This is a genomic window from Neoaquamicrobium sediminum (assembly GCF_040970315.1).
Classification (GTDB): Bacteria; Pseudomonadota; Alphaproteobacteria; order Rhizobiales; family Rhizobiaceae; genus Aerobium; species Aerobium sediminum.
This window is the reverse complement of sequence record NZ_JAZHFV010000010.1, coordinates 26,512-52,736: the sequence shown is the minus strand read 5'-3', so window position 1 is coordinate 52,736 and position 26,225 is coordinate 26,512. Positions and strand designations below refer to the sequence as shown.

Annotated in this window: 25 protein-coding genes and 1 tRNA gene; 7 read left to right on the top strand and 19 right to left on the bottom strand. The window is 63.2% G+C overall.

The window, feature by feature from the left end:
• Positions 1–49 precede the first annotated feature (49 nt).
• From V1479_RS23030 to V1479_RS23020, 3 genes are all read left to right on the top strand, one after another.
• Positions 50–961, top strand: a complete 912-nt coding sequence (locus tag V1479_RS23030; protein ID WP_368804918.1) for a glycosyltransferase family 2 protein — start codon at positions 50–52, stop codon at positions 959–961.
• Positions 962–1,131: 170 nt separating this feature from the next.
• Entirely contained in the window at positions 1,132–1,362 is a 231-nt protein-coding gene (locus V1479_RS23025) for a hypothetical protein (RefSeq protein WP_173190786.1), read from the top strand.
• A gap of 147 nt (positions 1,363–1,509) precedes the next feature.
• A tRNA-Pro gene (locus V1479_RS23020) sits at positions 1,510–1,586 on the top strand.
• 73 nt (positions 1,587–1,659) lie between these two features.
• On the opposite strand, the gene V1479_RS23015 is transcribed toward V1479_RS23020, so the two are convergent.
• Entirely contained in the window at positions 1,660–2,703 is a 1,044-nt protein-coding gene (locus tag V1479_RS23015; protein ID WP_368804917.1) for a glycosyltransferase family protein, read from the bottom strand.
• 50 nt (positions 2,704–2,753) lie between these two features.
• On the bottom strand, positions 2,754–5,486 hold the full coding sequence (locus V1479_RS23010) for a hypothetical protein (protein ID WP_368804916.1): 2,733 nt from the start codon (positions 5,484–5,486) through the stop codon (positions 2,754–2,756).
• 133 nt (positions 5,487–5,619) lie between these two features.
• Between V1479_RS23010 and V1479_RS23005 the strand changes: the two genes are divergently transcribed.
• Positions 5,620–6,294 (top strand): SGNH/GDSL hydrolase family protein, encoded by a 675-nt coding sequence (locus V1479_RS23005; RefSeq protein WP_368804915.1) that lies wholly within the window; start codon positions 5,620–5,622, stop codon positions 6,292–6,294.
• Positions 6,295–6,318: 24 nt separating this feature from the next.
• Here the strand turns inward: V1479_RS23005 and V1479_RS23000 are convergent, their stop codons facing one another.
• The 10 genes from V1479_RS23000 to V1479_RS22955 form a co-directional block, all read right to left on the bottom strand.
• The gene (locus V1479_RS23000; RefSeq protein ID WP_368804914.1) at positions 6,319–7,224 is read right to left on the bottom strand and encodes an LbetaH domain-containing protein; all 906 of its coding nucleotides are present in this window, start codon (positions 7,222–7,224) and stop codon (positions 6,319–6,321) included.
• Between the two features lies 1 nt (position 7,225).
• Positions 7,226–7,885: a class I SAM-dependent methyltransferase gene (locus V1479_RS22995; protein WP_368804913.1), complete on the bottom strand. Its 660-nt coding sequence runs from the start codon at positions 7,883–7,885 to the stop codon at positions 7,226–7,228.
• Between the two features lie 249 nt (positions 7,886–8,134).
• Complete coding sequence (locus V1479_RS22990) at positions 8,135–8,680, bottom strand: MerR family transcriptional regulator (protein WP_173190800.1); 546 nt, start codon at positions 8,678–8,680, stop codon at positions 8,135–8,137.
• A gap of 124 nt (positions 8,681–8,804) precedes the next feature.
• Positions 8,805–9,128 (bottom strand): integration host factor subunit alpha, encoded by a 324-nt coding sequence (locus V1479_RS22985; protein WP_368804912.1) that lies wholly within the window; start codon positions 9,126–9,128, stop codon positions 8,805–8,807.
• A gap of 128 nt (positions 9,129–9,256) precedes the next feature.
• Positions 9,257–10,228, bottom strand: a complete 972-nt coding sequence (locus V1479_RS22980) for a beta-ketoacyl-ACP synthase III (RefSeq protein WP_368804911.1) — start codon at positions 10,226–10,228, stop codon at positions 9,257–9,259.
• Positions 10,229–10,239: 11 nt separating this feature from the next.
• Positions 10,240–11,304, bottom strand: coding sequence for a phosphate acyltransferase PlsX (gene plsX / locus V1479_RS22975; protein ID WP_173190804.1), 1,065 nt, complete (start codon positions 11,302–11,304; stop codon positions 10,240–10,242).
• Positions 11,305–11,430: 126 nt separating this feature from the next.
• The gene (locus V1479_RS22970; RefSeq protein WP_368804910.1) at positions 11,431–12,687 is read right to left on the bottom strand and encodes an O-antigen ligase family protein; all 1,257 of its coding nucleotides are present in this window, start codon (positions 12,685–12,687) and stop codon (positions 11,431–11,433) included.
• Entirely contained in the window at positions 12,684–14,219 is a 1,536-nt protein-coding gene (locus V1479_RS22965) for an undecaprenyl-phosphate glucose phosphotransferase (protein ID WP_368804909.1), read from the bottom strand. The genes V1479_RS22970 and V1479_RS22965 overlap by 4 nt, the downstream gene beginning before the upstream one ends.
• Before the next feature lie 86 nt (positions 14,220–14,305).
• Entirely contained in the window at positions 14,306–15,433 is a 1,128-nt protein-coding gene (locus tag V1479_RS22960) for a glycosyltransferase family 4 protein (protein ID WP_368804908.1), read from the bottom strand.
• Between the two features lie 17 nt (positions 15,434–15,450).
• The gene (locus tag V1479_RS22955) at positions 15,451–16,008 is read right to left on the bottom strand and encodes a polysaccharide biosynthesis/export family protein (RefSeq protein WP_368804956.1); all 558 of its coding nucleotides are present in this window, start codon (positions 16,006–16,008) and stop codon (positions 15,451–15,453) included.
• A 233-nt stretch (positions 16,009–16,241) separates the two neighbouring features.
• Here V1479_RS22955 and V1479_RS22950 point away from each other — a divergent pair, with 233 nt between their 5' ends.
• The gene (locus tag V1479_RS22950) at positions 16,242–18,380 is read left to right on the top strand and encodes a GumC family protein (RefSeq protein ID WP_368804907.1); all 2,139 of its coding nucleotides are present in this window, start codon (positions 16,242–16,244) and stop codon (positions 18,378–18,380) included.
• Positions 18,381–18,383: 3 nt separating this feature from the next.
• On the opposite strand, the gene V1479_RS22945 is transcribed toward V1479_RS22950, so the two are convergent.
• Complete coding sequence (locus V1479_RS22945) at positions 18,384–19,601, bottom strand: GNAT family N-acetyltransferase (RefSeq protein WP_368804906.1); 1,218 nt, start codon at positions 19,599–19,601, stop codon at positions 18,384–18,386.
• Positions 19,602–19,696: 95 nt separating this feature from the next.
• On the opposite strand from V1479_RS22945, the gene V1479_RS22940 reads away from it, so the two are divergent.
• Positions 19,697–20,740, top strand: coding sequence for a polysaccharide deacetylase family protein (locus V1479_RS22940; RefSeq protein WP_368804905.1), 1,044 nt, complete (start codon positions 19,697–19,699; stop codon positions 20,738–20,740).
• 1 nt (position 20,741) lies between these two features.
• On the opposite strand, the gene V1479_RS22935 is transcribed toward V1479_RS22940, so the two are convergent.
• A complete protein-coding gene (locus V1479_RS22935) occupies positions 20,742–20,969 on the bottom strand; it encodes a DUF2842 domain-containing protein (protein WP_173190825.1) in 228 nt (75 codons plus the stop codon).
• Positions 20,970–21,133: 164 nt separating this feature from the next.
• Here V1479_RS22935 and V1479_RS22930 point away from each other — a divergent pair, with 164 nt between their 5' ends.
• A complete protein-coding gene (locus V1479_RS22930) occupies positions 21,134–22,231 on the top strand; it encodes a COX15/CtaA family protein (RefSeq protein ID WP_368804904.1) in 1,098 nt (365 codons plus the stop codon).
• Here the strand turns inward: V1479_RS22930 and V1479_RS22925 are convergent.
• From V1479_RS22925 to rplM, 5 genes are all read right to left on the bottom strand, one after another.
• Positions 22,221–23,057 (bottom strand): aminoglycoside phosphotransferase family protein, encoded by an 837-nt coding sequence (locus tag V1479_RS22925; RefSeq protein WP_368804903.1) that lies wholly within the window; start codon positions 23,055–23,057, stop codon positions 22,221–22,223. The genes V1479_RS22930 and V1479_RS22925 overlap by 11 nt on opposite strands.
• Positions 23,058–23,996 (bottom strand): N-acetyl-gamma-glutamyl-phosphate reductase, encoded by a 939-nt coding sequence (gene argC / locus V1479_RS22920; protein ID WP_368804902.1) that lies wholly within the window; start codon positions 23,994–23,996, stop codon positions 23,058–23,060.
• An 82-nt stretch (positions 23,997–24,078) separates the two neighbouring features.
• Entirely contained in the window at positions 24,079–25,029 is a 951-nt protein-coding gene (gene speB / locus V1479_RS22915; protein WP_368804901.1) for an agmatinase, read from the bottom strand.
• A gap of 112 nt (positions 25,030–25,141) precedes the next feature.
• Entirely contained in the window at positions 25,142–25,621 is a 480-nt protein-coding gene (gene rpsI, locus V1479_RS22910) for a 30S ribosomal protein S9 (protein ID WP_368804900.1), read from the bottom strand.
• Positions 25,621–26,085 carry a 50S ribosomal protein L13 gene (gene rplM, locus V1479_RS22905; protein ID WP_173190836.1) on the bottom strand — a complete coding sequence of 155 codons (465 nt, stop codon included), beginning with the start codon at positions 26,083–26,085 and terminating at the stop codon, positions 25,621–25,623. The genes rpsI and rplM overlap by 1 nt, the downstream gene beginning before the upstream one ends.
• Positions 26,086–26,225: the final 140 nt, after the last annotated feature.

The following is a 26,225-nucleotide window of genomic DNA, read 5'->3' as shown; positions in this document are numbered from 1 at the left end:
ATGTCACGCGGCGGGGCTGCGACAAGGGCTTGCGGCCAGCGGAGCGAAGATGGCCGGCACGCCGCCTCTACCGATCTCGATCATAATTCCGGCCTATGGAAGGCAGGATACGCTTTTGCGTGCGCTGAGAAGCGTCGTGACACAGGACGCTCCGCCAGCCGAGATCATCGTCGTAGACGATGGGTCGGAACCGCCGATTGACGTAAGCGGATGCGATACCGGGACGATCCCGTTGACCGTGCTGCGCCACGAAACGAATCGCGGCGCGGCAGCCGCGCGCAATACGGGCATGCGGTCTGCGAAGTCGGAGTGGATTTCGTTCCTGGACAGTGACGACCATCTGATGCCGTCGTCGCTCGCAAAGCGATGGAAGCTCATATCCGCGCAGACAGGCGAGGGGTTGACCGTGTTCGCGTGCGGATGGATCGTTCAGGACAAGGCGGGAAGGACACTCGGCACACGGCTGCCGCGCGAGGCGAACCGGCCGGACCAGTTCGCCTCCGGCTGCTGGTTCTCGCCGGGCTCGTGTGTCGTCATGAACAGGAAGGCGGTGCTCGATACCGGCATATGGCAGGACGAGGAACTGAACCGTTTCGAGGACCTGGACTGGTTTCTATCGCTTTCGCTGCGGGGCGCCACACTGCGGACCCTGCCTTTGATCGCCGTGGCGATCGAGCGGCACCGCAGCCAGTCGCCTGAAAAGGTGGAGCGGACCGCTAGGGCCATCATGGACAAGTGGCGCCGGACCAGCTCCGACAGGCGATTGCTAAGACGGCTGCGCGCCTATCTCGACGTCGAGTGCGCTGCAGCCAATCACTTTGCCGGGCGGCGCTTTCGAGCTCTGGCGTTCTGGGCTCGCTCCCTGCTGGCCGTACCGCGCCTGTCTCTGCACCTGTCGCCGGCGTGGGAGACTGACACTGAAACCCCGCAACGCTTCGTATCGGGGCCGACAACGTCGTAAGCTTGTCGCCCGGGGGCTGTAATCAATTGTGAACGCGCCCGCTTCACGCCATCTCGCTATGAACATCTTTCAATGCGATGATCTGAATATCGTCAGCCATTGATAAGGGCGCTGACGACAGTCAGCGAATATCGTGCTTTCGCCCTACCTTCCCGAGAGGAAGCATTCATATGGGCAGTCGCATGAAGTGTGGCGGTATCTTTACGCCTGAACAAATCGATGAGCTGCGTGAGGAATTGAAGCGCGGTGATCGTCCCGACGAGTCGACGGACGAGCGGGAAGACCGCGCTATCGAAATTCTTAATCGCCGGAATGTAGAGCGCGTGGACAGCGACGTCAGGGTTCGCGCGATGAGAAGCCGCGTTCGTTCAAGCAGCGAGACGCGTTACAGCGCTCACTGACAGCACCCGATGATAGAACTCTACAGTGGATCGGCTCCTGCAAAGCCGGTCCCTTGGGTGTTTTGCGCGTTCATCGCGACTTGTCGGCATCGGGCGTGAAATAGGGCTTGCATGCCTACCGTCCAGTCTATAGGGCTGTGCGCGGTTCGGAGCGTAGCGCAGCCCGGTAGCGCACTTGACTGGGGGTCAAGGGGTCGTAGGTTCGAATCCTATCGCTCCGACCATTCTCGACATGAGGCGAATGCCGCTGCTACCCGGCCGCCCTCGCAAGCAAAGCCATCAAGATCTCGATCGGCTTTAGCTCAGCCCTCTGCCGCGCAGCTCCACCAGTTCTTCCAGTGTCGCCTGCAGTGCCGCCGCGCGTGCATCGGGCAGGAAGTGCCGCTTGCGGATATCCATCTGACGCCGCGCTTCAGCTACGATGTCTGGATCGTGGATCACTTCGCGAATGCGCTGGCAGCACTCTTCCTCGTTCTCGTAGTAGAGCGGGTAGTAGTCGCCAAGCTGCTCGGTGCGCGTCAGCGTCTTGTAGGCGATCACCGGGACGCCGCACGCCATCGAATCGAGCACCTTGCCAGAGCCGAGGAAGGCCGCATCGTTGCCTTCGTCGGTTGCCGTCGCCACGCAGGCTTTAACCATCGCGGGCATCTTTTCGTAGGCGATGCGGGTGGTCTTGACGATGGTCGGGTCCAGCGGAATGCGTACCGTGCCGCCGACCACGAATTTTACCTGCGGCAGTTCCTTGATGATCTGCTTGTAGGCGCGCACGAACATGTAGGGGAAGGTGTTCGAATCGATGCGGCCGAAGAAGCCGATGGCCTTGGCGCCGGTGGTCTTCGCATGGGCCTCGATGAGCCGGCCGCGCGATGGCTCTTCCAGAAAGTACGGATCGATGGTCTGCTTGATATTGATGACGCGTTTGGGCGCGACGACATCGTCGCCATACCAGTGGCGCATCGGGCGGGTGAACATGTTCTCGTCGGAATAGGGGGTGAGCCCGCGCTTCCAGGCCTCGGTCGTGACTACAACGGCGTCGGCGGCGCGGAAGACATCTTCCACGTATGGATAGGCCATCACGATCTTGGGACTCGGAAGCTGCACGAACAGCTCCGGATTGTTGCGCACATAATAGAGGTCGTAACCGCCTTGCGGTACGGCGATTTCCCTGTCCTCCAGCCCGTAGCCGGGTACGCCGGGCTGGAAGAGCTGGCCGTTGTAGTATACGTCGGCGAAGCGGGAGAGGGCGGTCAGGAAGCGCGCTTCGTTGATCATGTCGCCGCCGGTTGCTGGCAACGTCCTGCGCGTCGTGTGGAGCGCGAATATCTTCAGTCTCTTGCGCACGCGTCTTCTCTTTCGCTTGTTCCGTTCTTCGGCACCGGCACCAGCAAGCCCTATCTCGACGCAACCTGCCGTATGAAGTCCTGGAATTTCGGGAACACCGCCTCAATGTCAAATCGCGCCATGGCGTATGCAGCGGCCTCGCGGGAGGCCTCCGCGAACGTCTCAGATTCGGCCGATGCCTTCACTATAGCAACGGCCTCGTCGACGGTATCGAAGCACGGGATACCAGGATAGCCGGATTCCGGTGCTCCGTACTGCTTCACCATGGGCCACCGCCGCAGTACGGGCACGCAGCCCGTCGCCATGCCTTCCAGAACAGCTTCGTGCGTTCCCTCGCGCCAGCTGCAGGAGACGATGAAGCCGACATCCTGGAGCGCGGTGGCGACATCCGTCGTGTAGGGCATCACCTCGATGGCGGTTTCGAGCTTTGCCTCGCGGACGAAGGCCCAGAAGCGGTCGTAATAGGCGCGCTCGGTTTCGTTGAGCGTTTCCGGCGACCATGCGTGCCCGTAGAGCCGCAGTTTCCACTGCGGGTCGTCCTTACGCAGCGCCGCCAGGATCTCGGCTGCCATCAGCGGATGCTTGTTGAGGTTTGCATAGCCGACCATGGCGAGCGTACGCGCCGCCTGCGGCCCCTTGGGTCGGGCGAAATTCTCGAGCGGAATGAAATTAGGCAGGACGGTGGTCGCCAGATCGTGGCCGCCGAGGCGATACTGAAGATCGGTGAAGCGCCGGATATGGTCTGCCACGAAGATCATGCCGTCGATGCCGCCAAAGTCGATGAAGAACGGCCACTGCGAAAACGCCTCGAAGCTGTGCAGGCGCACCACCAGCCTCTTGTCCGCCGGCAGGAACCGCGACAGCCAGATCGCATGGGTGCCCGCCCATTCGCAAACGACCACATCGCACCAGTCGACGAGTTCGCCGAGTGTCGTGTCGTCGGCGATCGCCCGCTTCCAGACCTTTTCCTGCGTTAAGCCCATGCTGACGGGCGCGAAGAGTTCGTGGAGATGGTCCTTGGACCAATGCTGTTCCAGAAAGGCGAAATCGAAAGTTCGAACCTCGAAGCCAGTATCGTGGGTTTCGACCCGATCCAGGAGGTTGACGAGAAACTGCCAGTTGTCTGAGGTCAGCACCAGCATCCGGATCGGCCGGTCAGCGGGTACGGCGGGTGCCGCTGCCTTGCGGGCCGCTCTTCGAGCCTGCGCATCCTCCTCAAGCTTCTGCGCGAACGGCGTAGCGTGCCAGCGCGCGGCGAAGCGTTCGGGATCGCTGTTATAGGCGTTGGCCACTTCAGGCAGGAGAAGGGGCTGCGGGTGGCGGGTCTCGATGCCCGCACGTTGGCATTCCTGAGCGTATGTCCTGAGTATGAGTGCCATCGTGCGGCGCAATGAAGGCGTGATAACCGCCAGTCCCTGCGCCTCTTGCCACAGCATCTCGATCGCACGATCCGGCTCGCCCTCGGCCGCACAGAGAAGCGCGTCCTGCAGGCGCACGGCCAGCGAATCGGGCATCGATTGGCGGCCTTCCGCAACGATCCTGCGGGCGAGTTCGAGTTTTCCCGCGACACGCAGATGGGCCATTGCCTCGTATGCGTATTTTTCCTCCAACGGCTCCAGACGGTGCATGGCCAGCCGCAGCATGGCCGAGGCTTCCTGCTCCCCGGCTTTTTCGAGCCTGACCGCATTTGCGGCCAGATTGGAGATGAGGGGTCGCAGCCAGGCTGACGCGGCAAGAAACTGCGGCGACGAGCGATCGGTCTGCTCGATAGCTTCCGCCGCGCGAACCCATTGCCCGGCAAGCAACATATCGGTCAGTTCCGGCATGGCGCGTCTTGCGGCCGCGAACGTCTCGTCGCGCCCGAGCGCCAGCCACATATATCTCGGGCCCTCGACTACGGTGCCAGCGACGGGTGCGGCCGCAAGCAGTCGCAATGGCGTCAACGCAAGACCGTGCTGAAGGTCGTTGAAGCCCGGACGGTCCGAGCCGAAACGCTCGATGAAACGCTTCTCCCAGCCCTCGTTCTGTCCCGTTACCGTCAGAGGCATCGCGATCAGCACCCGGCCGCCTTCGACGAGCAGATCGTTCAGAGCTCCGCTATTGAGGAGCGGCCAATCCCATTCGTCCTGGGCCGGCGCTGCTGTGATCAAGGCGTATTCGCCAGTGCCGGGCAGGGGGGAGGAAAGTTGTTCGATCCGGTCGATCCGGCTGGTCTTGTTCCACAGTCGTCCGGAAGGCGGGAACAACCCGGCCAGCGTTGCAGCCTGGCTTTCGCTCCGCAGCGCACCGATTACCAGCGCTTTTGCCCCGGCAGGCGGCGAGGCAGGGAACAAGTGGCTGGCAGCCCAATGGAAAGTCGATTCGTCGGGCAGGCTCGCCGGTTCGACGCCGAAGCGAGTCAGCGAATACTGCGCGGCCGTCCCGGCCTTCCAGAGCACGAGCTCGACTTCGACTGAATCAACCGGTCCGTCGACCTTGATCTCGCGCTTGAAAGCGCCACGCTGGATAAATTTGAGAGGATAGAAATACGGACCGGCTCTTTCTGACCAGTTGAGCCCCTCGGCTTCGCCCTTGAAGTCTTCACCGGAGGCGAGCTTCAGGCGGACTTTCAGAACGAGATCGTTCGGCTCGCCCTCGCCCTGGATGTCGATATGACCCGTGATCGCGAGACGGCCGTTGTCTGGAATACATCTGCACGCGTAAGTCCAGCTTGACGCGCGTGAAATTCCAACCGGGGGGTCTAGGACAAAGGTGACCGCGCCTGCTTGTGTCGATGCTTTCATGCTTTCGGCCAACTCCTCGGGCACAAGGCTTTCCCCTTAGGCGATCATCTTGCCCGAGGCAACGTGCGACACCGCTACAGTTGACACCATGTCGGCCCATGCGCGAAGTCGCCACCCGTCAGTGGAGTTTCAGATGACCCCGGAAGAAGAAGAGCAATATCTGCGGACCCATCCGGCGTTTGCGCCGGTCGAGGATGATGCCACTCTGCCGCGGGTGCTTCTGGTCGGTGATTCGATCTCTGTCGGATACACGATACCTGTACGCGCGTTGCTTGCGGGGCGTGCAAACCTCCACAGGGTTCCTGCCAATGCCGAAGGTACGGCCAAGAGCATCGGTTTGCTGGAAGGTTGGCTTGGCACGGCCAAATGGGACCTTATCGTCTTCAATTTCGGCCTCCACGACGTGCTGATATTGCGCGGGGAACCACGTATCTCGATGGGGCTTTATCTAGCCAGGCTTGGCGCCATGATCGACATGATGCAGGCGCAGGCACGTCGGCTGATCTGGGTAAGTTCGACGCCTGTGACGCCTGAATGCGAAAAGCACACGGCAAAGCGATGGCAGACCGATCGCACACAGCCCTATCGTCGCAACAAGGACATCGTTCGCTACAACGCGGCTGCGCAACGCCTTATGGACCAACGGGGGATTCCTGTCGTCGACCTTTATACCTTTGCGCTGGCGCGGCTCGACGAGATCCAGCTTCCACGCAACGTGCATTTTACCGACGACGGTTATTCCGTGCTGGCGCGTCCGGTTGCCGAGGCGATTTCGGAGGCGCTGTCTGAACTCAAGGAAGAGGGCTAACGACAGCCGGAATAGCGGTCAGCCTCAGCGTACCTTGCGCAGTGCTTCAATAAAGCGATCATGGGCAATCGCGAAGTTGCCACTCACGCGCTGGCCAGGCGGCACGTCATGCGTAACGACGGAGCCAAGCGAGACGTAGCAGCGATCCCCGAGCGTCAGACCATTCGTGATCGTCACCTGCGGCCCAATCACGACGTGGTTGCCGATGCGCACTCGCCCGCCTATCCATCCCTGGCCGCCGATCCGCGTGTTTTCCCCAACCTCCGTGTCGTGCGAGACGACTACGTTGTGATCGATTACCGTCGCTTCGCCTATCGAGGTGAAGCCGCCGAACGCCGTACGCGAAATCGACACGCCGGGCAAAAGCTCGACACCGTCGCCAAGCTGGACGCCGCCCGCCTGTGGCCTGAGAACCTGCCGGCCGCCGATCCTGACGATCTCGTAGGCGGCGGAGCCGACCACACAGCGCTCGCGAACTCCGACATTGTCCCCGATGATCGAGCGAGGATGAACAACTGCGCCATGTGCGATGACGCAGCCGGCACCGATGCGCACGTCGCGAGGCGGGATAATGGCCGTCTCGGCGATGCTGCAACCTGGGCCGATCTCTGTTTCGAAGCTTTCCCACAACAGGCCGGGTATGGCACAGATGCGGGCGTGGAGCGCGGCATGTGCTTCGCCGGGCGTGTCCGACAGGGCGAGGCCGAGATTCGGCGGCACCAGATCGGCGAAAGCCTTGCTCGTTATGACGGCGGCGAAACGGTCCGATTGGCCGAGTGCGTCGGCAAAGGCAGCGTCGGTCAGCGGCACGACCATTGCATCGAGACGCGTGGCGATCTTCGCGACATGGCGAAAGGATGCGTCACGAACGATTTCGTATCCGATCTCCGACGCGAAATCGCTCAGCCGAACCGTCTTGGCGGCGCTCATGTCAGCGCCTGCGTCGGATCGCAACGTCGTTATACATCATCGTCTGGAAGGCGAGGTAGACGAGTTCCCAATCGTCCTCGATGCAGAACTCGTTGACCGCCCGAGCGACCCCGCAATGGCTCATCGAGGTGGGCGACCATGTTGCATAGTCGTTGAAGACCAGCAGCCCGCCTTCCTTGACCTTGGGTGCGGCGGCCAGGATGTCGCGCTTGACCCCTTCGTAGAGGTGGTCGCCGTCGATGTAGATCCAGTCGAAATAGCCGTCGGGCATGGATCCGATGAGCTCGGACGAGTCGCCCTCGTGAACGGTAACGATGCCCTTCTCGCGCCCCTGCCGCAGGTTGTCGGGCTTGATGCGCGCCACATCGATCTCGAAGATATGCAGTTCGTTCGGCGCACATGTGTCGAGAAGATAGCGGGCGAAGTTGCCTTCATCGGTCCCGATCTCCGCGACGACCGCGTTGGCGGGTAGCAGCTTGACCATTTCGAGGCGATTCTGGACCAAGCGGCAGGAATCGATGAGCGACTGCGGAAGCTCGCTGGTGCGGTCCAGATAGGGGATTTTGCCTTCCCGCAGTGCGCGCACGCTCTCGCCGAAGGCACGACGCTTTTCTTCCGCGTCCCTGATCAATTTTTGCCGCGTCGGGCCAACGACCTTCAAGCGTGTCTCTCCTGCGTTGTCGCTGCCTGCCTTGCCGCGGCAAGGTCAGCAGAACCGCTCTGTCGCAAACAATGCCGGCGAAATCAAGCATAGCAGCAACCGGCCCAAGGGTCCGCAGTTTACCGATCGTTAATCTTGTTGGGTTCTATTGATGCCGGCTTCCGTTGCGGAAGCCTCTGCGATGAGACGGACCCCGGCGGCGCTGAGCCCCCCAATGCGCCCCGGGCGCCGGCTCCCAGGTGACGATGCCTAGCGCACTTGGTCCAGAAGCCTCTTGCACTCCAGCAGATCGAAAAGCGCCTCCTGAAGCAGCGCCCGGTTGTCGCGTGAGAGGCGACCTTCCTCGCCCGAAGCTGAACCCTCGTCTTCGCCCTTGCCGAGGCCGAAGAAGCGCCGTCCGGGTTTCGCTTTCGGCTGCCCGACGAGCATCTCGTCATCGTTGCGCGGCCGCGCCGCGGATTGTTGCTCTTCCGCTTCCAGAGCTGCCTGCTTGCGCTGGGCGATGACCTCGACGGCGGCAAGGTCACCGTTGCCGATCGCAACGAGAAACTGGTTGCCATTGTCGCGCAGCAATTTCTGCACGCCCTTGATCGTGTAGCCCTGGTCGTAGAGCATGTGGCGGATGCCCTTGATCAGGTCGACGTCCTGGGGGCGGTAGTAGCGTCGTCCACCGCCGCGCTTCATCGGCTTGATCTGCGTGAAGCGCGTCTCCCAGAAGCGCAGGACGTGCTGCGGCAGGTCCAGCAGTTCTGCGACCTCGCTGATGGTGCGGAAGGCGTCGGGGCTCTTGTCCATGGCAGTACGGGCTCCCATGCTGCGATTCGACCGCCATTGCAGCGGTTTGGCCACTGGTTTTCAAGCGGCGTGCATTCTCTATGCGCAAGTTTTGTGCGGCAGGGATCCGGACAATGTGACCGGGCTACTTTTCCCGCTTTGCCTTGGCGCTCTGGTGCGAGCGCAGGATACGCTGCTTGAGCACGTTCGACGCCTTGAAGGTCATCACGCGGCGCGGAAGGATCGGCACTTCCTCGCCGGTCTTCGGGTTGCGGCCGACACGTTCGTTCTTGCCGCGGACGTGGAAGGTGGCAAACGAGGAAAGCTTCACGGTTTCGCCGCGCACAATCGCTTCGCAGATTTCGTCCAGCACCATTTCGACCAGCTGAGCGGATTCCGTGCGCGACAGCCCCACCTTGCGGTAAACGGCCTCCGCCAGGTCAGCGCGCGTAAGTGTCTTTCCCCCCATTGGGCTGTCCAACCGTGTCGAAATAACTGAAAATCCGCAATATTTCGAGACGTTAAGGAATTGGTCCAGCGAGGTCAAGGACTCTACCCGCAAACCCCATCGACTTGCCGGTTTGGTTGACGCGCGGTTTACCAGCGCAGCAAAACCGCACCCCAGGTGAAGCCGCCGCCCATGGCTTCGAGCAAGACGAGATCGCCCTGCTTGATGCGGCCGTCGGCCACGGCGGCACCCAGCGCCAGCGGAACCGAGGCCGCGGACGTGTTGCCGTGCAGGTGAACGGTGATGACGACCTTGTCCTCGGCGATGCCAAGCTTTTTGGCGGAGGCGTCGATGATGCGCTTGTTGGCCTGGTGCGGCACGAACCAGTCGAGATCGTCGGCGCTGACGCCGCCACGGGAGAGCGCGTCTTCCACCACATCGGTAATCATGCCGACGGCATGCTTGAAGACCTCCCGCCCTTCCATGCGCAGGTGCCCGACTGTCTGCGTGGTAGACGGCCCGCCATCGACGTAGAGCTTTTCGCGGTGGCTGCCGTCCGAGCGCAGGCTCGATGCGATGATGCCCCGGTCGGTGAGGGCACCTGCGCTCTCGACCGCCTCAAGCACCATTGCACCGGCGCCATCGCCGAACAGGACGCAGGTCGTGCGATCGGTCCAGTCGAGGAGGCGGGAGAACGTCTCAGACCCGATCACAAGAACGCGCCGCGCCATGCCGGCGCGGATATGCGCGTCGGCGGCAGTCACCGCATAGACGAAACCGCTGCAGACCGCCTGCATGTCGAACGCGAAGCCGTGGCTCATGCCGAGCCGTTCCTGGATTTCGACGGAGGTGGCGGGAAACGTATTGTTCGGCGTCGACGTCGCGAGAATGATCAGGTCGACGTCGTCGGGCGTCAGGCCGGCATTGGCCAGCGCGGCGCGCGCGGCTGCTTCGCCCAGAGATGCAGTCGTTTCATCGTCGGCCGCGATATGGCGCTGGGTGATGCCGGTGCGCTGGACAATCCACTCGTCGGAGGTGTCGACGAGGGTTTCGAATTCCGCATTCTTCATGATGCGGCGCGGCAGGGCGGTCCCCACGCCGCGCACTACGGATCTGATCATTCCTGCTTGCCCTATTCTTCGCTGGCGGAATCGTCCTGCGCCGCGCCCCGTTTTTCCGGCATCCGGCCGTGGAAAGATTCCAACTCGCGGCGAATCCCGTCGATGAGGCGACTGCGCCCCATGTCATAGCCGAGTTCCACCGCCGCCGCGAAGCCTTCGTCGTCGGTCCCGCCGTGGCTTTTCACCACAATGCCGTTGAGGCCCAGGAAGACACCGCCATTAATCTTGCGAACATCCATCTTCTCGCGCAGGCGATTGAACGCGTCGCGCGCGAACACGTAGCCGATCTTCGACATAAGCGTCCGACTCATCGCCGCGCGCAGATATTCGCCGATCTGTTTTGCCGTGCCTTCGGCTGTCTTCAGCGCAATATTGCCGGCGAAACCCTCGGTAACGACGACGTCGACCGAGCCGAGGCCGATATCGTCGCCTTCGACAAAGCCGTGATAGTCCATGGTCTTGAGGTTGGATTCGCGCAGCAGGCGTCCAGCTTCCTTGACCTCTTCCTGTCCCTTGATCTCTTCGACGCCGACGTTGAGCAGACCGACGGACGGTCGCTCAATGGCGAATATGGCGCGCGCCATGGCAGAGCCGAGGATCGCAAAGTCGATGAGCTGATGGGCATCGGCGCCGATCGTCGCGCCGACATCGAGCACCACGCTTTCACCGCGCACGGTTGGCCATATCGCCGCAATGGCAGGGCGTTCGATCGACACCATGGTGCGCAGGCAGAATTTGGACATTGCCATCAACGCGCCTGTATTGCCCGCGGAAACGCAGACATCGGCATCGTCGTTCTTGACCGCCTCGATTGCCTTCCACATGGACGACTTCCAGCGGCCCTGGCGTAGGGCCTGGCTTGGCTTGTCGTCCATGCGCACGGCGATCTCGCAATGCGTGAACTCGCTGACACCGGCAACGCGGGGGAATTTTGCGAGCAATGGCCGGACGAGGTCGTCGCGCCCGAAGATCAGGAAGCGCACGTCGGGGCGGCGTTCTGCCACCTTGTCCAGGCCGGGGATGACGACCTCTGGCCCGTGGTCTCCACCCATTGCGTCAATGGCGATGCGTATCAATCGGCAATCGTTTCTTCTGGTCCCGGAAAGGGAGGCTGGAAAGTTTCGGCGAAAATAGCGTTTTTGCGCAGCCGCACAACCGGATTCAAGCGCGCAGGCCTGTGGACAGGCCACATGCGGACCATGTCAGGCGCTTGGGAAGGGCTGCTCTCCGGCCTGCAAGGCTCGCTGATAGCGGGTTTCGAGTGCCATCGCGCCCCATATCAGTCCGATGAGCAGGTAAAAGTGCCGCCAGTGGTCCATGTCGATCACCGTGCCAAGCGCGATGTGACCAAGAAACGTCACATAGGCGCATAGCAGATAGGGCTGCCACGGCCTGTTGCGGAAGAGAATGCGGAAGCCGCCTGCCACGGTCGCCAGAACCAATGTGAAGAAGGAGGCAAACCCCAGCCAGCCATAGTTCATCAGCGAGGACAGCCACACATTGTGCGTGTCTTCCCCCAGGGTGCGGCCGAAGTTCAGCGGGCCGATGCCAAGCGGGTTCTCCGTCGCCATGCCGAACCCGATGGGGAAACGCGCGAAGCGGCCGAGCTGGCCGCCATCGTAGTCCTGCACCAGCTTGGCTCTTGTGGAAAAAAGATCCGACACGCCGGGCAACTGCATGGCGACGAGGATGGCGCCTGCGAGAATGATGACGGCAAGCCCCGCCATCAGCGCCACACGCAGCCTGAACAGGCCACTGTTGCTTTGCAGGAAGAGTGCGGCCGTCAGCATCATCGATGCGGCAGCAAACAGGCCCCACGCGCCGCGCGAGAACGACAGGAAAATCGCGGTCACGATGACGACGAAGCTGATGGCATAAAGCGGCAGCCGCAATGGGTTACCGGTCAGCAGCCGGTAAAGCACGTAGACGCCGGGCAGAACCAGGAAGGGACCGAAGACGTTGGGATCCTGGAATGCTCCGGTCGCGCGGTTGAACTTCGTGAAGACCTCCGCTCCGGGAAACAAGCCGAAATAGCCCGCGATGCCGAGCATTCCGGTTGCCAGCGCCGCGGCGACCCAAGCGATGAAGATCAGCTTGTAGCGCCGGTGGTCCGCCTCAAGAATCGCCGTGAAGAATACAGCCGTGAAGGCAAGAAACAGCGAAACGGCCAGAAAGAGGGGCGTCGTGTAGAGATCGCCCATGGTCGTCATCGACAGAAGGCCGCCGATGTTGAAAGCGGCTAGCAGTGCAAGCAACGCGACCGCATGGCGGGACAGCCGCAGTCCGAACAGGAACCACACGCCGATGAGGCCCGCCATGAAGAGCTCGTAGGGTGCGGGCTCGCGGATGACGAAGCCGAGCAGGAAAACCGCAAGCGCGACCGCCGACGATGCGACAAGCGAGAGCGCCTTGGCATGAACGAGCGTGCGCGGCAGGCCGTTGGCGGTGACCGTGCTCAATAGGCGTTCTCGGTGTTAAGCAGGCGAATCGGGGTCAACAGCAGTATCTTGAGGTCGAACCAGAGAGACCAGTTCTCGATGTAGTAGAGATCGTACTCGGTACGCATCTTGATCTTGTCGTCGTGATCGATCTCGCCGCGCCAGCCGTTGATCTGCGCCCATCCTGTGACGCCGGGCTTGACCCGATGGCGCGCGAAATAGCCATCGACCACCTCATGATAGAGGCGATTGTGCGACTGGGCGGAGACGGCGTGCGGGCGTGGGCCGACCAGCGACAGGTTGCCGATCAGCGAATTGAAGAACTGAGGCAGTTCGTCGATGGAGGTCTTGCGGATGATGCGGCCGACGCGGGTCACGCGCGGATCGTTCTTGGTAACGGCGTTGCGTGCGGTCGGGTCGCATTGATCGACATACATCGAGCGGAACTTGTAGACGTCGATGACCTCGTTGTTGAAGCCGTGCCGCTTCTGCTTGAAGAACACCGGCCCCTTGCTCTCCAGCTTGATGGCGATGGCCGTCGCGATCATGATCGGCGAAAAGACGACGATGCCGAACAGGCTGAAGACGATGTCGAAGGCCCGCTTGGCAACGGAATCCCAGTCGTTGATCGGCCTGTCGAGCACATCGAGCATCGGCACGGAGCCGATGAACGAATAGGAGCGCGGCCGGAAGCGAAGCTGGTTGGAATGCGCAGACAGGCGAATGTCGACCGGCAGCACCCACAGCTTCTTGAGCAGCGAAAGCACGCGCGCCTCGGCGGTGAGCGGCAGCGCGACGATCAGCATGTCGATCCGGGCGATGCGCGCGAATTCTATCAGCGCGCCGATATTGCCGAGCTTTGGGTAGCCGGCCACGATCGGCGGCGAACGGCGGTCGTCGCGGTCGTCGAAGATGCCGCAGATGCGGATGTCGTTGTGAGGCTGCTGCTCGATGGAGCGGATGAGGGTCTCGGCGGTCTGGCCGCCGCCCACGATGACGGCGCGGCGCTCCATCGCCCCGTTTCTCGCCCAGCGGCGGACCATCCGCGCCATGACGAACCGCAGGATAAGCAAGAGCCCGAGCCCCGTGAAGAACCAGGACGCGAGCCAGAAGCGCGAGAAATCGGCCGAAACCTTGAGGAAGAAGCCGACCACGGTGGTCAATGCCAGCGTGCCGCCCCACACGAGGATGATGGTGCCGAGATTGTTCATCGGCTGGCGTAGGCGCGCGATCTGGTAGTTGTCGGTGATCTCGAGCAGGATCACGGCGACAGCCGATGTGCCCAGGATCAGCAGCGGATATTGCCACAGGAACGCATGGTGGACGTCTACATAGACCGCGTAGATCGCAAGCCCCGAAAGGGCGAGCAGGATAAACTCGACGAAGCGCAGCACACCGCTGACCATCACCGGCGACATGCTGTCTCGTCGATACTGGGTCGCGATCTGGCGCGCCGTCGGGTTCAGTTCGGCTGCGGCCGTGGGCGCTTCGCCCTCCTTGAAGGTGCGTATCGCCTGGCTGCTAAAGCGCATGGCGGGATCGTTCTCGGCCATCTTGTCTGCTCCCGGATCGCCGTTTCCCTATCAGAAAGCCGCTAAGGAAACATTGACGCGGGAGAGCGAGCCGCCGCGGACAGTTTTTAGGAGAGGCTGGCGCGATAGGCGTCTTCGACCTGTTGCGCCATCACGGCGGCCCCGAAGCGCAACCTCAGTTCCGTCTGGCTGGGCATTGCCGCAGCGAAGCAATGCTCGTCGCCGATTGCGCCGGCCATGCCCGCCGTCACACCCTCGACCGTGGGTGAAACCAGGGCGGGGGAGGCGGGATCGAAGATTTCCGGAATGCCGCCGACGGTCGTGGCGATCATCGTCTTGCCGGCCGCCAGCGCTTCCAGCACGATATAGGGCATGGCCTCGGCGCGGGACGGGACCACGATGATCCGCCCGAGCGCAAACGCCTTGCGCGCCGGCATTGGCGGCAGAAACTGGACATGCTCTGCAAGACCGCGCTCGACCACCTGTGTCTTGTAGGATGGGAGGTCTGCGCCGTCGCCGACCATGACCGCCGAAAGCGGGCGGCCGACCTTGCCGGAAGCCGCGGCAAGCGCATCGATGAATATGTCGGGGCCCTTCAGGTCGCGCATCATGCCGATGTAGAGGAAATCGGCGGCGTCCGGATTGGCGGGTACCGGCTCGAATTCTTTGTCGTTGAGACCGTTGTAGACCAGGCTGGCCGCGGACTTCGGTTCGCCGATCTTTTCGACAAAGGTGCGCCGCTCATAATCCGATACGAACAGCACATGGTCCGTGAACCGGCCCAGCAGCCGCTCGATCGCAAACAGTATGCGCCCCTTCGGCGTTCCCGCGTCGTAATGGAGAACGCCGCCATGCGGGGAATAGAGGCGGGCTACGCGAAACCTGGAAACCCGCAGAAGTGAGCCGAAAACCCGCGCGAGCGCGCCGCCCTTGGCGCCATGCCCGTGCAGCACGTCCGGCCGCAATTCCTTGATAAGCTTGTAAGTGCGCCAACCGGCGGCGATGTCGCCCGGTCCGATATGGCGGTGAATGGTGATGCGCGAGACGCCAAGCGCCAGCATTCCGCGAATCTCGTCGAAATAGTGCTCTTCCAGTTCCCCGCCGGTGGAGGAATCGCAGATGATGCCGACCTGATGCCCCGCCGCCGCCTGGGCCGCGACCAGATCGCGCACATGGCGGAATATGCCGCCGACTGGCGAGCGAAAGCAGTGAATGATGCGCAGGCCGCTGGCCACGTTCTGGTCTTCCCGGCCTAGAAGAAGCGTTCGCGTACGTAGATCGTGTCACCCGGCATCAGCGGGTCGGAGGTCGTAACGCGTCCTGTCATGACCTTGCCGTTGATGTCGCGGGTTATGTCGACATTGTTCTGGTTGGCGCGCGGCGTGTAGCCGCCGGCAGCCGCCACCGCCTTGTGCACTGTCATACCGGGCACGTAGGAATACTGGCCGGCCGCACCCACTTCACCCATCACGAAGACCGGGCGGTAGCGATCGACTTCGACGGACACGTCGGGATCGCGCAGATATCCGTTGCGTAGCTTCTGCGCGATCTGGCCCTCGATCTGCTGGACGGTGTAGCCGCGGGCAGCGATCGCGCCGACAAGCGGAAAGGCGATATAGCCCGACTGGTCGACGGCATAGGTGTTGGTCAGCGTTTCCTGCTCGAAGACCGTCACGCGGATCCGGTCGCCCGCATCGACGATATAGGGCTCGTTGATCGCTTCGTGGAACGCTGCGGGGGCAGGGCGGTAGCCGGAACATCCCGCTAGAAATATCGAAATGGCTATCGCGGCTGCGAGATGACTTTTCATGACCTGCTGACGACCTTCCTGATGCCGCGATGAGCCGCGGCCGTGGATCGAACGAGGCATTTATCGTCTCGTTAAGGTTAATGGCCGGTAAAGCGGATGAGCTTTTCGGTGAATGTGGCGGGTTGAATTAACGGTCCATTAGCAAAGAAGAATGGACCGTTACCGCACGCTTAACTCGCCGGTTACCATGCGTCTTTACCATGCTGCCAAACGCGTAACCGGGGTTGAGGTAAATGTCTGAAGTACGACCGGCCGTCAGCGACGTCGATGTGGATCTGGCCCAGCTGTTCGGCAGCCTGCTGCGCAACTGGTTGCGCATTCTCGTGGTCGCCGTTGTGGTCGCGGCCGGCGCTTTCCTGCTGATGTCCATGGCAACCCCGCTTTACCGCGCCGAGACGCGAATACTCATCGAGAGCAGGGAATCCGTTTACACGCGACCCAGCACCGGCAATGCCGACGCTGACCGTCCGCTTCTCGACGAGGAGGGGATTGCCAGCCAGGTCGAGGTGATTTCGTCCGCGGACATCCTGCGCGACGTGGCGCGCAAGCTCGACCTTGCAAGTCTCGAAGAATTCGGCGGCACGGGGCAACGTTCGACGCTCGGTAATCTTCTGGTGCTTGTTGGTCTGCGCAGCGACGCTTCGCAGGCGCCGACCGAGGAGCGCGTGCTGCAGGCCATGAACGAGAAGCTCGTCGTCTATCGCGTCGAGCGGTCGCGCGTCATCGTCGTTCAGTTCTCCTCGGAAGACCCCAAGCTGGCCGCGGCCGTACCCAATGCGATCGCCGACGCCTATATTGCTGTCCAGGAGGCTGCCAAGCGGGCATCCAACTCGGAAGCGACCGACTGGCTGGAGCCGGAGATTGCCGATCTGCGGCAGCGCGTGAGAGAAGCTGAAGCGCGCGTGGCCGATTATCGTGCGACGGCCGATCTGATGGTCGTGGGCCAGGGCAATTCGCTGCTCGCCACGCAGCAGCTTTCGGAGCTGTCGACGGAGCTGAGCCGCGTTCGCGCGAACCGGTCTGCCGCCGAGGGCCGCGCCAGCGCCATTCGCGCCGCGCTCGATTCCGGGGAACGCGTCGATACCGTTGCCGACGTGCTCAACGCTCCGCTGGTGCAGCGGCTTCGCGAGCGCCAGGTGCAGATCGAGGCGGACCTTGCCAACCTTTCCGCCTCCCTGCTGAACAATCATCCGCGTATCCGCGCGCTCAACGCGCAGCTTGCCGAGACCGACCAGCAGCTTCGCCAGGAAGTGCAGAAGGTTCTGGCAAGTCTCGAAACGGAGGTTTCGACCGCGCAGGCCCGCGAGCAGCAGCTTATTGCGGATCTGAACACGCTGAAGGCGGAGTCGGCCCGGGCTGGCGAGGACGAAGTGGAACTGCGCGCGCTGGAGCGCGAGGCGACGGCGCAGCGGGCCCTGCTTGAGTCATATCTAACTCGGTACCGCGAAGCCGCGTCACGCGCGGACCGCAACTATTTGCCGGCAGATGCGCGTATTTTCTCGCGCGCCACGCCGCCCTTCAAGGCCTACTTCCCCAAGCCGCTGCCGATCATGATCGCGGCATTCGTGGCGACGATGCTGGTCGTGGCGGTGGTGCTGATGCTGCGTGAGCTGTTCAGCGGCCGTGCGATGCGTCCAGCGACGGGTTCGTTCGAGCCTGTCGAGCAGGTGGTCATGCCGATTGTCGAACCTGAACTTTCGGACGAGGCGGAAGCCGAAACGGCCGAAGCGGTCGAGGGCGAGGACGCGATCGAGGAGGCAAGGGCCGAGCGCCCGGATGATGAACTGTCGATCGACGCGGCAGCCGATCGCCTCGTTGCGAGCGGTGCGGTGCGCGCGATCTTCGTCTCACCCGAGGGTGACGAGGCGGCGGCAACGTCGGTGATGGTCGCGCGCGCAGTCTGTGATGCTGGCCTACGTGTCCTGTTCCTCGATCTGACCGTGTCGGGTGCTGCATCGTCCTCGATGCTTGAGAGCAGCCGTTATCCGGGTATCACCAATCTGCTGGCTTCGGAGGCACAGTTCGCCGACGTCATCCGCGGCGATCTCTATTCGGATTGCCATGTCATTCCAGTCGGCACCGCCGATGCGGAAAAGGCGATGCGCGCCGCCGACCGGCTACCGATCATCATGGCTTCGCTGACGACGGCCTACGACATGGTCGTGGTCGAATGCGGCCCGACAGACGCGCACGGCATCAGCCGTGTCGTGGACGACGGTGCCGAGGTGCTGGTCAGCGTCATAGAGCCCGAGGATGAGGCGGTAGCCGACATTGCGGCCGACCTGGCCGCCAATGGCTACGAGCATGTCCACATGGTGACGCCGGTCGGGCATATCCTGCCGCCGGCGCCGGAAGGCCGCTCGGCCGCGTAAGGGTCAGTCGTCGGATGCGGCCGGCTTCGCGCCGCCCGCCACGCCGGCACGCAGACGCTTCGTTAGCGCCCAGAGGGTCGCATTGGACTTGACCGCGCGCACCGCCCGGCTGCGCGCCATCTTCCAGCCGCGCAGCATTCGCCCCTTCGCGGTCAGCGGCATCAGGGTGTCGAACTGACGGGTTTCGAGATCGCACCAGCTTCTTTTGTAATCCTCGTCGCCGACGCTGAAATCGAAGAACTTCATGCCCTTGGCGCAGGCTTCTTCCATCGCGGTGTAGTCGAGGAAGAAGCCGGGGCTGATCTGCAACTCGTCTTCCAGCATGGCACTGAACTCGCAAACGACACCGTCTGCAACCACGCTCATGCCGTGGATGCCGCGGAGCACGCCGGCGACTTCGATGCCTGTCAGGATGAAGGGTGGGGCCGGTTGGCGAACCGCATCGGTAAACAGCTTGCGGAAGAATGCCTGCACGTCGGCGGGCTCGAAGACATTGGTTATGCCCTGCTTGCCGAAGCGCGCGGCCTTCAGCTCGAAAAATGCGGTCATCAGGTGATCGACATCCTCGACGGTGCGCGCCTCGATAAGCCGATGGCCGCCCGCTTCTTCGAAGCGTCGGAGCTGAAGCCGGAACTTCTTGCGCTTGCGCTTGCCGTTGTGGCGCGAAAGCATTTCGTCGAAGCCGCCCGATAGATCGACGGCCAGCGAGACGTTGGGGCTTTCGACCGTGGCAAGGCGTTGCAGCGGGTTCGCGCGGCCTTCCCATCGCGGGTTCTGCCGCTCGAGCAGGACGAGGTCGATGTCGGGCCGGGCTGCGTGCAGGGCATCGGACAGCGCCTGCGCCTCCGAGTCCGTCAGGGGGTGCGTGGCCATGGGTGCCACTGCGGCGAAATTGCCGTTGGCATGACTACCGCCGATGAAGCGCGCGATGCCGAAGCCGCCGGCGCGGACAACTTCCAGCGCTAGCGAAATCGCAGGCCTGCCGTCGCGGCTCACCGTTGCAATCAGAGCATCGGCGCCCGTGGCATCGATCCAGGATCGCACCCAGAGCGGATGCTGAGCCTGTGCGTGAACAGCGCTCGCGCAGAAGGCTTCGTAGTCGGAAAGCGCGGCTTCGTTTGCCGAGCGCACGTCGACGCTGAAACCAGCGCGCGTTGGCGCTGCCTTCCCATCGCTTCGGGACGTTTCCGCTGCTCTTGTCGTCGCGCCGATGTCAACCATACCGCAATCCTTCGGCCCTAGAGTGGCCTCAACATCGAATGTCGCTGCCGAAATGTGCCATGCGGGCGGGAAGACTAGGCTGAAAAGGTGAATCAATGATCGACGCGCGCGAGAAAGCCCGAAAGCTGGTGCTCGGCGCGGGCTGGTGGTCGGGCCTTGCGGCGCTTTCGACGCCGTTGCTGGCTGGTGCCGGCGCGATCCTGATGCTTCATCGGGTCCGTAGGCATGCAACCTCGCCACTGGGGCTCAACAGCCATCTGTCGATCGAACCCGACTTTCTGGACCGTTTGCTCGCCGATCTGAAACGGCGCGGGCTGGCGCTGGTGTCGCTCGACGAGTTGCTCGAGCGGCTGCCGGCGGGTGGCCGGCGAGCCGTCGCGATCACGCTGGACGATGGCTGGCTCGACAATCTGACCGATGCGCTGCCCGTCTTCGAAGCGCACGATGCGCCGTTCACCGTCTACGTGGCCCCTGGCCTCACCAGCGGCGCGGTGGAACCATGGTGGGAGGTCGTGGAGGAGAAGGTGGCCCGCTCTGACGCGATCTATCTGCCTGAGGGCGAGGGTGGGGCAGCGCTCGCTTGCGCGGACCCCGCAGACAAACTTTCCGTTGCCCGCTCTTTGATGGAGCGGCTGACCAACGATGTGCCGGAGGCGGGACAGCAGGACTTTCTCCGGCAGATCGGCGCGCTGCCGGAAAGCACCGCGGATGGCCGGCGTTTTATGGATTGGGATGAAATCCGGGGACTTTCGGCGCATCCGCTTGCAACGATCGGTGCGCACACGATGCACCACTACAATCTGCGGCGGCTCGAGGAGCAGGTGGCGCTACGGGAAATGTCCGCCTCGGCCGCCGGCATAGAGGCCGAGACCGGCATGCGGCCTTCGCATTTCGCCTATCCCTACGGCTACGAACGAGCCGTGGGGGCACGTGAGGTGGCGCTTGCGCGGGAAGCAGGCTTTGCCTCGGCGGTGACGACGCGGCACGGCGTTTTGCATAAGGAACACGCGCATCACCTGCACGCGCTGCCGCGCATCTCGATCAATGGCAATTTCCAGCGTCTGAGCTATGTGCGTACGCTGCTGTCCGGTCTGACGACCCCGCTCAGCAACCGTGGGCGCCGGGTGGTAACGGTCTAGGTTAAAGCTGCGGGCCGGCTTTTGCGCGCGGCGGCTTCACCATCCACTTGATGATGAGCATGGCCGGCAGCACCCACAAAAGCCCGGTGAAGAAGAAGTAGGCGAGGTGGACCAACGGGCCGGACTCGGCGAGTTGCGCGACGGCGAAGATCGTGGCGACGATCGCATAGACGGCGACCAGCAGCACCAGCAGCACGGTTCCGATCAGTTTCTTCAGGCGCACGGGCATTGGCATTTCCTTTGCGCGATCACATAGTCCGATCGGCCGGGCGGCGCAAATGCTTTGGTCGCGTGGGCTTTGCAGGCGCGACTGCGTGTCGCGTACGCCTTCCTTGCCTTGCAGACGGCGATGAGCCACGACACAACCGCCAAATTCCCTTGAGGACCAGCCGTATGGCCGACCACGCGCTTTCCGCAGACGAACCGCTCCGGACGAAAGACCGCGAGCAGCGAAACCGCCTTTATGTGCGCGTCTGGCTCTACGTCGTTCTGGTCGTGCTGCTGGCGCTGTTCCTCGTCGGCGGGGCGACTCGGCTCACGGGCTCTGGCCTGTCGATAACCGAGTGGAAGCCGATCCACGGCGTCATCCCGCCGCTCAACGAAGCCGAATGGCAGGAAGAGTTCGACAAATACCGGCAGATCCCGCAATACGAGCAGATCAACAAGGGCATGAGCCTTGGCGAATTCCAGACCATCTTCTGGTGGGAATGGGCACACAGGCTGCTCGCGCGGGGTGTCGGCTTCCTGGTCGCGATCCCGCTCGCCTTCTTCTGGCTGACAGGTAGGCTGGAGAGCCGCCTGAAGCCCAGGCTGCTCGGACTGCTGGCGCTCGGCGGCCTGCAAGGCTTCATCGGCTGGTGGATGGTGGCCTCGGGCCTTTCGGAACGGGTCTCCGTCAGCCAGTACCGGCTCGCCACGCACCTGATGCTGGCCTGCCTGATCTTCGCTGCGACCATGCTGATCGCGCGCGGGCTCGCGCCGCATTCGGCAGGGCCGGCGCGCCGGGAAACGCAGCGCTTCGCCGGCTGGATGCTGGTGCTGGTGTTCCTGCAGATCTATCTCGGAGCGCTGGTCGCCGGGCTCCATGCCGGGATGACTTTCAATACCTGGCCGCTCATGGACGGCAGGCTGTGGCCGGACCAGCTTCTGACCATGCAGCCGTTGTGGGCGAATTTCTTCGAGAACCCGAAGACTGTGCAGTTCATGCATCGGCTGGGCGCGTATCTCGTGTTTGCGGCCGCTGCCTGGCACGCGGTCGCCACATGGCGGGCCGAGCCCGGCTCGACGCACGCGCGGCGCGCCATCGTGCTTTTCCTGCTCGTGTCGTTGCAGGCCGTCATCGGCATCGTCACGCTATTGTCGGTCGTGAACCTGCATGCCGCGCTGACGCATCACGGCCTTGCGATCGTCGTGCTTGGTTTTGCAGCCGCGCATTGGCGCGGCACAAGAGGCGCCTATCCTCCCCAAACGGAGATTGCCGTCAGGACCTGACCTGCCGCCGCGCGGCGTCGACAGCGCGACCAACGGCGAGGCTGCGGTCGGCTTCCTCGTCATTCCCGTCTTCCAGATGCCATGAGGCGGAAAGGGCCGGGAACGCGAAGGCGTAGTCGAGCACTTTGCCGATGTCGCAGCGCAATCTTTCGGCAAGGATCGTCGCCATTGAAACGGCGCGCGCCTCGCTCGTCCGAAGTTCGGATTCGACGGGGTTGTAGAACAGGTTGGCGATGTCGAAGGCCGGGTCGCCCAACACCCCCTTCGGATCGATGGCGAGCCAGCCGCGCGCGCCGTAAAGAATGTTCTCGTGATGAATGTCGCCATGAAGCGGGCGTACGTCACGCTGGTTGGCCAGCAGCCGGGCGGCCACGTCCGCCACCTCCACAAACTGGCTGCGCTTGCCCGCACGGCGGTCTTCCTCGGCCTTCGCGAACAGGCTGGCGAAGTTGTCGGTCAGCGTCGTCAGCGAGGGCGGGGCCGGCAAGTCTCGCGTCGCATGAAGCCGCGCGACCACATCGGCCGCGATTGCCGTGGCCGCATCGTCGCCATGGTCTTCCAGATGCGCGAGCAGTGTCCGCTCGCCGGCCCATTCCATTAGTGACAGGTCGCCATGCTCATTGAGGAGGCGCACCGCCCCGTCGCCGTCGAGCCAGCGCAGGTAGTCGTTGCCGCCGGGCACTTCCTTCTGCGCGAGCAGGCTCGCCTGCTTCAGCGCAGCCGGCTGTCCATCGGTCAGCGTGACACGCCAGACGCGGCCACCGATACCGTCGGAGAGGAGTGTGGGGCTATCGATCTCCCATCCGGCGGGGAGGGCAGGGAGCACTCAGGCCGCCTTGCCGAGCATGAGGTCCATGTTCTGGACGGCCGCACCAGACGCGCCCTTGCCGAGATTGTCGAGCACGGCGACCAGATTGGCCTGTCCACCGCCTTCCGTGCCGAAGACGAAGAGCTTCATGCGATCCGTATCGTTGAGCTCGGTCGGGTCGATGCGCGCCAGCTTGCCGCTCTTTTCGAGCGGCACGACCTCTACGATGTCCTGCCCGGCATAGTGCGCCGCAAGCGCCCCATGCAGGTCGGAAAGAGTGGGCTGGCCGGTCATGTCGGAAAGGTGAAGCGGCACCTGGACGATCATGCCCTGCGCGAAGCGGCCGACGCTCGGCGAAAACAGCGGCCGGCGATCGAGCAGGCCGTGCATCTGCAGTTCGGGCACGTGCTTGTGGCCGAGCGTGAGCCCGTAGAGGAAGTGCGGCGCGGCTATGTGGTCGGCCGCGTCCTCGTTTTCCATCTGCGCTATCATCTGCTTGCCGCCGCCCGTGTAGCCGGAAACGGCGTTGACGGTGACGGGATAGTCGGCCGGCAGCAATCCCGCCTGCCGCATCGGGCGGATCAGCCCGATCGCACCGGTCGGATAGCACCCCGGATTGGCCACGAAGCGTGCTTCGGCGATCTTCGTCTTCTGCCCGGCATCCATCTCGGCAAAGCCGTAGGCCCAGTCGGGATTGACGCGGTTGGCGGTGGAGGTGTCGATCACGCGGGTGGAATTGTTGCCGTCGAGCATCGACACGGATTCGCGCGCCGCATCGTCCGGCAGGCACAGGATCGCGATGTCCGCCGTATGCAGCATTTCCTGCCGCAGAGCCGGATTGCGCCGCTCGGCCTCGGGGATCGACAGCATGTCGAGGTCATCGCGATCGGCGAGCCTCTGCCGGATCTGCAGGCCGGTGGTGCCGTGTTCGCCGTCGATGAAGATTTTGGGTTTCATGGCTCGGTGTTCCGAAGTTCAGGAAAAACAGATGGTTGTGTTGGCGTCCGGAATCAATCCGGCAAGCGCTTGAATCGGTTTCTCATCGTCGCGCGTGTCGCTCGGCCAGCAGGCCGAGATAGTGCATGGCCACGGTCGCGCCGGCAATCGCCGTCACGTCCGCATGGTCATAGGCAGGCGCGACCTCGACGACGTCCGCACCGACGATGTCGATGCCGCCCATCTGGCGCAGGATGGAAAGCGCCTTGGCGGTGGAAGGGCCGCCTGCGACCGGCGTGCCCGTTCCCGGCGCGTAGGCGGGGTCGAGACAGTCGATGTCGAAGGTGACGTAGGATTTCTTGCCGCCCGTGCGCTCGTGAATCGCATATGCGACGTCGGCCGCTTTCATGTCCTCCAACTCGTAGCCGTGGATGATCTTGATGCCGCAATCCTCCGGCGCGTGGGTGCGGATGCCGATCTGGATCGACCGCGCAGGGTCGATGATGCCCGCCCGTACGGCGCGCGCGACGAAGGAGCCGTGGTCGATGCGCTTGTCGTCGTCGAACCATGTGTCCTGATGCGCGTCGAACTGCACCAGCGCCAGCGGCCCGTGCTTGGCGGCATGCGCCTTGAGGAGCGGCCATGTGACGAAATGGTCGCCGCCCAGCGACAGCAGGAAATCCGCGTGCTTGAGGATCTTCGCCGCCTCGCGCTCGATTGTCGCCGGCGTCTTCTGGTGATTGCCGTAGTCGAGCAGGCAGTCGCCATAGTCGACCACCGCCATCGCCTCGAACAGGTCGATGCCGAACGGATATTGCGGGTCGACGTCGAAGATCGCCGATGCGCGCCGGATCGCCTGCGGGCCGAAGCGCGCGCCCGGCCGATTGGAGACCGCTGCGTCGAAGGGGATGCCCCACACCACGGCGTCGGCACCCTTCACATCCTTGGTGAAGCGGCGGCGCATGAACGACAGTGCGCCGGCATAGGTCGGCTCGGGCTCGCTCCCCACGGATTTGCGTGCGGTAAAGGCGCGGTCGATGGCATTCGAGGGCATTGATGCGTCTCCAGTCTCTCCGGCGCGGCAAGGTATTGGCCGAATGCGACGTTCTGGCAACAAAAAAGCGGGCCCGAAGGCCCGCTTTCCGTCTGTCCGATAATCGAGCGGCTTAGCGCTTCGAGAACTGGAACGAGCGGCGGGCCTTCGCCTTGCCGTACTTCTTTCGCTCGACCGTGCGGCTGTCGCGGGTCAGGAAGCCGCCCTTCTTGAGCACGCCGCGCAGCGTCGGCTCGTAGTAGGTGAGCGCCTTGGAGATGCCGTGACGAACGGCACCGGCCTGGCCGGACAGCCCGCCGCCGACAACCGTGGCGATGACATCGTACTGGCCATTGCGGTTGGTCGCGACGATCGGCTGCTGCAGGATCATCTGCAGGACCGGACGGGCGAAGTACTTGTCGTACTCCTTGTCGTTGACGACGATCTTGCCGGTGCCCGGCTTCACCCAGACGCGCGCGATGGCGTCCTTGCGCTTGCCGGTCGCATAGGCGCGGCCGTGGGCGTCGAGCTTCTGGACGTGTACGGGCGCTGCCGTCTCGGCCGTCTCGGTCGCCTGGCCGAGCTGCTCGGCGAGAGTGGAAAGGTCAGCCATTATGCGGCCCTCTTGTTCTTGGGATTGAGCGCTGCGACGTCGAGCGTCTCGGGCTGTTGGGCCTCGTGCGGATGCTCGGCGCCGGCATAGACGCGCAGGTTCTTCATCTGGCGACGGCCGAGCGGGCCGCGCGGGATCATGCGTTCAATGGCCTTCTCGACCACGCGCTCGGGGAAGCGGCCTTCGAGCAGGTCGCGCGCGGTGCGCTCCTTGATGCCGCCCGGATGGCCGGTGTGCCAGTAATACATCTTGTCGGTGTACTTCTTGCCGGTCAGCACCACCTTGTCGGCATTGATGATGATGACGTTGTCGCCATCGTCGACGTGAGGCGTGAAGGTTGGCTTGTGCTTGCCGCGGAGACGGTTGGCGACGATGGAGGCGAGACGGCCGACGACGAGACCCTCGGCGTCGATCAGCACCCACTTCTTCACCACGTCCGCAGGCTTCTGCGAAAAGGTTGTCATGGTCTTTGCTTTCGGTTCGGACCTTCCGTCCGGGACGGAAAGGCGTTTCTTGTTGCTTGTGTTGGGTTGGACAAAGGCGTCCGACCAACATGAAAGAAGCGGCCCGTAGACGGACCGCGACCTTCGCGGTGGCTTATAGG